This is a genomic window from Pseudoalteromonas sp. Cn5-37, assembly GCF_021532495.1.
In the GTDB taxonomy this organism is placed as follows: domain Bacteria; phylum Pseudomonadota; class Gammaproteobacteria; order Enterobacterales; family Alteromonadaceae; genus Pseudoalteromonas; species Pseudoalteromonas simplex.
The window spans coordinates 1-6,796 of the sequence record NZ_JAKGBA010000059.1 but is presented as its reverse complement, the minus strand read 5'-3'; the positions used below and the strand labels follow the sequence as shown (position 1 = coordinate 6,796).

At 43.0% G+C, this 6,796-nt stretch carries 9 protein-coding genes; all 9 read right to left on the bottom strand.

The window, feature by feature from the left end:
• Window positions 1–305: 305 nt before the first annotated feature.
• Entirely contained in the window at window positions 306–644 is a 339-nt protein-coding gene (gene fdx / locus L1266_RS21655; RefSeq protein ID WP_235378328.1) for an ISC system 2Fe-2S type ferredoxin, read from the bottom strand.
• A gap of 11 nt (window positions 645–655) precedes the next feature.
• Window positions 656–2,518, bottom strand: a complete 1,863-nt coding sequence (hscA, locus tag L1266_RS21650) for a Fe-S protein assembly chaperone HscA (protein WP_235378327.1) — start codon at window positions 2,516–2,518, stop codon at window positions 656–658.
• Between the two features lie 47 nt (window positions 2,519–2,565).
• Window positions 2,566–3,093 carry a co-chaperone HscB gene (hscB, locus tag L1266_RS21645; RefSeq protein WP_054552503.1) on the bottom strand — a complete coding sequence of 176 codons (528 nt, stop codon included), beginning with the start codon at window positions 3,091–3,093 and terminating at the stop codon, window positions 2,566–2,568.
• A gap of 78 nt (window positions 3,094–3,171) precedes the next feature.
• A complete protein-coding gene (gene iscA, locus L1266_RS21640; RefSeq protein ID WP_054552502.1) occupies window positions 3,172–3,495 on the bottom strand; it encodes an iron-sulfur cluster assembly protein IscA in 324 nt (107 codons plus the stop codon).
• 11 nt (window positions 3,496–3,506) lie between these two features.
• Window positions 3,507–3,890, bottom strand: coding sequence for a Fe-S cluster assembly scaffold IscU (iscU, locus tag L1266_RS21635; protein WP_054552501.1), 384 nt, complete (start codon window positions 3,888–3,890; stop codon window positions 3,507–3,509).
• A 40-nt stretch (window positions 3,891–3,930) separates the two neighbouring features.
• Window positions 3,931–5,148: an IscS subfamily cysteine desulfurase gene (locus tag L1266_RS21630; protein WP_054552500.1), complete on the bottom strand. Its 1,218-nt coding sequence runs from the start codon at window positions 5,146–5,148 to the stop codon at window positions 3,931–3,933.
• A 22-nt stretch (window positions 5,149–5,170) separates the two neighbouring features.
• Window positions 5,171–5,662 (bottom strand): Fe-S cluster assembly transcriptional regulator IscR, encoded by a 492-nt coding sequence (gene iscR / locus L1266_RS21625; protein ID WP_054552499.1) that lies wholly within the window; start codon window positions 5,660–5,662, stop codon window positions 5,171–5,173.
• A gap of 192 nt (window positions 5,663–5,854) precedes the next feature.
• Entirely contained in the window at window positions 5,855–6,577 is a 723-nt protein-coding gene (trmJ, locus tag L1266_RS21620) for a tRNA (cytosine(32)/uridine(32)-2'-O)-methyltransferase TrmJ (protein WP_054563546.1), read from the bottom strand.
• 126 nt (window positions 6,578–6,703) lie between these two features.
• Window positions 6,704–6,784: an IS3 family transposase gene (locus L1266_RS22545; RefSeq protein ID WP_366035313.1), complete on the bottom strand. Its 81-nt coding sequence runs from the start codon at window positions 6,782–6,784 to the stop codon at window positions 6,704–6,706.
• Between the last annotated feature and the right edge of the window lie 12 nt (window positions 6,785–6,796).

The window sequence follows — 6,796 nt, the reverse complement described above, 5'->3', positions numbered from 1 at the left end:
AGCTATCAGCTATCAGCTATCAGCTATCAGCTATCAGCTATCAGCTATCAGCTATCAGCTATCAGCTATCAGCTATCAGCTATCAGCTATCAGCTATCAGCTATCAGCTATCAGCTATCAGCTATCAAAAACATAAAACCTGAGAGATCAATGTAAAGCTATTTCAGTTCATTAACACAAAGAACTAAACCTCTATCTCGATCTGCTAAAAACTGACGGCTGAAAGCTGACAGCTCTAAAATAAAAAAACCGCTGTAGAGACCAAGCAACTACAGCGGTTTTTACGAAATCAAAGCCGTTAAAAATTAATGCTCTTCATTAACGATATTGAGATTATACTTTGGAATTTCAACCACTAAATCTTCATCTTTGATCACCGCTTGGCAACCTAGGCGTGATTCAGGCTCAAGACCCCATGCTTTATCTAGCATGTCGTCTTCTAGCTCATCACTTTCATCTAAAGAGTCAAAGCCTTCACGGATGACTAAGTGGCATGTTGTACATGCACATGATTTTTCACATGCATGTGGAATGCTAATACCATTTTTTAGTGCAACATCTAATACTGTTTCACCTGCAGGTGCTTCAATTGCTGCGCCTTCTGGGCATAATTCTGCATGGGGAAGAAAAATAATTTGTGGCATACCTTACCTCGTTAAACTTCGTCTACTGACTGCCCTTGCAGCGCTTTTTTGATTGATGCATCCATTCTGCGAGCAGCAAATTCGCTACTTGCATTGTCTACAGCTTCAATCGCTGCTTTAATTTCTGCAGGTGTTGTTGCACTTTCGCGTACGGCAACAAGTTTAGCAATTTCTGCTTTTAACGCACCTAATTCTTGTTCATCAAGTAATGCACTGTCGGTTGCCAGTGATGCTTCAAGCGCTTCAACAACACGTAACGCTTCAACTTGCTGCTCTTTAAGCATACGCGCTTGCATGTCGTCTTTAGCGTTAGTCATTGACTCTTTGAGCATATTTGCAATTTGGTCGTCCGATAAACCAAACGATGGTTTGACCTGAATTTCAGCTTGCACACCCGTTGATTTTTCCATTGCCGATACACTTAATAGGCCATCTGCATCTACTTTAAAGGTTACGCGAATGTGCGCAGCACCGGCTGCCATGGCCGGAATACCTTTTAAGCTGAATTTAGCCAGTGAACGACAATCGTCAACTAGCTCACGCTCACCTTGTAATACATGCAGTGACATTGCCGTTTGACCATCTTTGAAAGTGGTAAACTCTTGTGCACGTGCAACAGGGATCGTGGTGTTACGTGGAATAATTTTTTCAACCAAGCCACCCATGGTTTCAAGACCTAGCGACAGTGGTAATACGTCTAATAGCAACATGTCTGAATCTGGCTTATTGCCAACCAGAACATCTGCTTGTAATGCCGCACCGAGTGCAACTACGCGATCTGGGTCGATAGAAGTCAGTGGCTCTTTATCAAAAAATGCAGCAACTTGAGAGCGTACAATTGGCATACGAGTCGAGCCGCCAACCATTACAACTTGTAGTACTTCTTCGTTCTCGATACCGGCATCTTTAACCGCACGACGACAAGAACGTAGTGTTTTCTTCACAAGGCTAAGAGCAAGCTCATCAAACGTTTCGCGGGTTACTTCAACTTTGTGGCTTTGACCGTCAAACTCTAAACCAACATTTACAGTTTGGTATTGGCTTAGTGCTTCTTTACATGCTTTTGCTTTATTGATGAATAAACGCAATACCGATGCAGAAAGCTCGCTCACACCGGTTTGTGTTTTAAAGTATTCAACTAATAGCGAGTCAAAATCGTCACCACCAAGGCTTGAGTCACCACCAGTCGCAAGCACTTCGAATACACCTTGGTGTAAACGTAAAATAGAAATATCGAAGGTACCGCCACCTAAATCGTATACGGCGATAATGCCTTCTTGGCCTGAATCAAGGCCATAAGCAACAGCCGCAGCCGTTGGCTCGTTTAATAAACGTAATACCTTAATACCAGCAAGCTCTGCGGCATCTTTAGTGCTTTGACGCTGAGCATCATCAAAATAAGCTGGCACTGTAATAACCGCGCCTAAGATGTCTTGACCTGCAAAGCTGTCTTCTGCGCGCAGTTTTAATGCTTTTAAAATTTCACTCGATGCAGTAACAGGGCTAATTGCACCCGCAACCGTGCTGATTGCTAATGAGCCATCATGCTCACAAAATTCGTACGGCAGTTGACCATAGCTTTTTTCGATTTCAGCCTGAGTTTTACCTAAAAAACGCTTAACCGAGATCAGTGTGTTTGCAGGGTCTTGAGTTGCAGCTGCTGCCGCTCGCTCACCAACCACAATGCTATCTGCTTGGTATTGAACAACCGATGGTAGCATCGCATTGCCTGCTAAATCAGTCAGTGTGCGCGCTTCGCCGCTTTGCACTGTTGCAACTAACGAGTTAGTTGTACCAAGGTCAATACCGACTGCTAATTTGTGCTCATGTGGTGCCGCGCTCTGCCCCGGCTCAGCAATTTGCAATAATGCCATAATGCTCTTTTTAAACTCTTAAATAGCTGTTGTGTAACAACTAACGATTAATCATCAAATAAACTGTCTTCAATACGCTCTAGTTCATCGCGTAACTTATAAACAAACTTCAATTTACGAATATTGTCAGCGGCAGCTTGCCATTGTTGCTCATCATTACTCGCCAGCTGAGCGGCTAATTCGCTGCTGTATTGCTTATCGAGTTGTTTAATTTGCGCTTCAAACTGGGCAATTGCTGCATCAGGATCTGCGGCATTTTCAAGTTCTTCTAATTCTTCACGCAGCTCCATTTGCTGCATTAAGAATAGCGGGTCTTGTAATGTTTGTTGCTCGGCGCGAATATCAACACCAAGCTCGCTTAGCATGTACTCAGCACGTTTTACCGGGTGTTTTAAAGTTTGTAATGCATCATTGATTTCTGCTGCATTTTGCACAGCAAGTAATTTGTCACGGCTGCTAGAGCTTGCGTGGCGATCAGGGTGAACTGCGCGTTGCAGCTCAAGGTAGTGTTTATTAATAGTCGCTAAATCAATGTTGTAATCTACTGGAATTGCAAATAACTCAAAGTAACGCATTACATAATCCAACTCGGTAAACAGGAAAGAACAAAGCCCTACATAGGCAGGGCTTCAAGCAAAGAAAGTTTTTAAAGCTTAAACGGTGAAGCTTTCGCCGCAACCACACTCATCGGCTTGGTTCGGGTTGTTAAACTTAAACCCTTCGTTCAAACCTTCTTTGGTGTAATCAAGCTCAGTACCATCAATGTAGACTAAGCTTTTGGCGTCAACGATCACTTTCACGCCACGGCTTTCAAAAATTTCGTCGCCGTCTGCTAACTCATCAACAAACTCAAGAACATAAGCAAGACCTGAACAGCCCGTCGTTTTAATGCCAACGCGTAGGCCAATGCCTTTGCCGCGATTTGCTAAAAATGATTCTACGCGGTTTGCTGCCGCATCTGTCAATGTCACTGCCATGAATTTATCTCTTACTTCGCTTGTTTGCTTTTGTAGTCAGCAATTGCTGCTTGAATCGCGTCTTCTGCTAAAATTGAACAGTGAATTTTCACTGGCGGTAATTCAAGCTCAGCACTGATATCAGTGTTTTTGATTGTTGCAGCTTCATCTAATGTTTTGCCTTTTACCCACTCAGTTACAAGTGAAGAAGAAGCGATTGCGCTACCACAACCATATGTTTTGAATTTTGCATCTTCAATTACACCTTCTGGTGATACTTTGATTTGCAATTTCATTACGTCACCACATGCTGGTGCACCCACCATACCTGTTGCAACTGACGGATCATTTTTGTCTAAAGCACCCACGTTACGTGGATTTTCAACATGATCGATTACTTTATCACTATAAGCCATAATACTATCCTCACTACCTGCTAGCGGCTGCGATCACTGATTAGTGATGCGCCCACTCAACTGAATCTAAATCAATACCTTCTTGATGCATTTCCCATAGAGGAGACATCTCACGTAAACGGCCGATCGAGTTTTTGATTAGTTCAACGGTGTAATCAATCTCTTCTTCAGTCGTAAAGCGGCCAATGCTGAAACGAATTGAGCTGTGTGCCAACTCGTCATTACGGCCTAATGCACGTAGTACATAAGAAGGCTCTAAGCTTGCTGAGGTACAGGCTGAACCTGATGAAACAGCAATGTCTTTAACAGCCATTAATAACGACTCACCTTCAACAAAGTTGAAGCTGATATTTACAATACCTGGAACTGAGTGGCTTGGTTCACCATTGAAGTAAACTTCGTCCATATCAGCCATGATGCCATCGATCAGACGCTTACGAAGTGCGCTGATGTGTGCATGGTCTTTTTCGAAATCTTCTTTAGCGATTCTAAATGCCGCACCCATACCAACTAATTGGTGAGTAGCTAGTGTGCCTGAACGCATACCACGCTCATGACCACCACCGTGCATTTGTGCTTCTAAGCGTGCACGAGGCTTACGGCGAACATACAGTGCGCCTACACCTTTCGGGCCATATACTTTGTGGCCAGAGAATGACATGAAATCTACTTTTAACTGTTGCACGTCGATAAGTACTTTACCTGCGCTTTGTGCAGCATCTACGTGGAACATAATTTTGCGCTCACGGCACATTTCGCCGATTGTCGCGATATCTTGGATAACACCTAGCTCGTTATTTACGTGCATTACGCTCACAAGTACTGTGTCGTCACGCATTGCAGCTTCAAGCTTTTTAAGGTCAAGTAAACCGTTTTCTTCAACGTCCATATAGGTTACTTCGAAACCTTGACGCTCTAGTTCACGACACGTATCAAGCACTGCTTTGTGCTCTGTTTTAACAGTGATAACGTGCTTGCCTTTCTTCTTATAAAACTGCGCAGCACCTTTAATTGCTAGGTTGTTTGATTCTGTAGCACCTGAAGTGAAAACAATTTCACGCGGGTCAGCGTTGATCAGATCAGCAATATCTGTACGTGCTTGATCAACCGCTTCTTCTGCTTGCCAACCAAAACGGTGTGAGCGTGATGCAGGGTTACCAAAATTACCGTCCATAGTCAGGCATTGCATCATTTCTTTTGCCACACGTTCATCAACAGGCGTGGTTGCTGCGTAATCTAAATAAATCGGTAACTTCATTTCTCTCTCCGCTTTCGTCAAGCTACAGTTGACAGCTTACTTGAATGTTTTCCAGTTGCTTAATTGCATTGTTGATGCTGTTATCTTGGCGCGATGCGACTTCTTTCACATCTGACTTTTCCACCAATTCAGCAAGGGTAATACTATTTAAAAACTCTTCGATACGTGCGCTTAAGTCCGACCATAAGGTATGAGTCAAACAACGCATGCCGCTTTGGCAGCCACCCGTTGCATTGTGGCAACGTGTTGCATCAACAGACTCATCAACGGCATTAATCACATCGCCGACAGAGATTTCGTTCGCTTCTCGACCTAGTAAATATCCGCCACCTGGGCCACGCACAGAGGTCACAAGGCCATTTTTACGTAAACGGGCGAATAATTGTTCAAGGTAAGATAACGAAATCTCTTGGCGTTCAGAAATATCGGCAAGAGGCACTGCACCCACATTTGTATGTAGTGCAACATCCAACATGGCGGTTACTGCGTATCTGCCTTTTGATGTTAACTTCATGGAGCCCCCGATGTTACTGCACGCTAAGGTGTGCAAATTTTAATTACCAGACCAAAATAGTCAAGTATTATCACTTGATAAAAATTGATACTTGCCATTGATAAAACCGAATACTTGACAAAAACAGTCAAGTACTGGGTACATTGTAATTACCTGAGTAATTTAGTCAAGTATTATACTTATAACCTGTGATTATTTAATAGACTTATTAATAGAGGTAAGAATACCGCGTAAAATGTTCATCTCAGCTTCTTCTGGACGTGCGCGGTTAAATAAGCGACGTAGTTTAGTCATCACCATGCCAGGGTGTTGCTTGATGATAAAACCTGTGTCGTTTAGCGTTTGCTCTAAATGCTCGTAGAATAGCTCAGTTTGCTTCGCATTTGGGTAGGTTGCTTCGTCTTCTTCTTGTACTTTTGGCTGTTTATTTAAATATGCCATACGTGTTTCATAACACAGTGTTTGCACGGCCATTGCTAGATTTAGTGAGCTGTATTCAGGGTTTGCAGGAATACATACGTGGTAGTTACATTGTTGTAGTTCTTCGTTCGTTAAACCACTATTTTCACGACCAAACACGAGTGCAACAGGGCCATGTTCAGCCTCAGCCACTAACTTTTCACCACATTCACGCGGCTCAACCATTGGCCAAGATAAAGTACGTGAGCGTGCGCTGGTACCAATTGTTAAGCCACAATCAGCAATCGCATCTGCCAGTGTATCAACAACCACTGTTTTACCTAAAACATCAGTTGCACCGGCTGCAAGCGCACTCGCATGACTGTCAATTTCACAAGCAGGATCAACAAGATATAAATTTGATAAGCCCATCGTTTTCATAGCACGTGCCGCTGAGCCAATATTACCAGAATGTGATGTGTTAACTAATACGATACGAATATCATCAAGTGTCATTGCGTTGTTACTTACTGAAAGTCAAAAATTGCGGGGATTATAACATAGCTATCAGCTATCAGCTATCAGCTATCAGCTATCAGCTATCAGCTATCTGATCTGACCCCGATAAAGTAGACACGGGGTTTAATTAACTTGTTCGTACTGCATGGGACTTTTATACCCTAGGGTGCCATGCCTTCTTACTGAGTTGTAGTATTTTTCAATATAAAAATACGT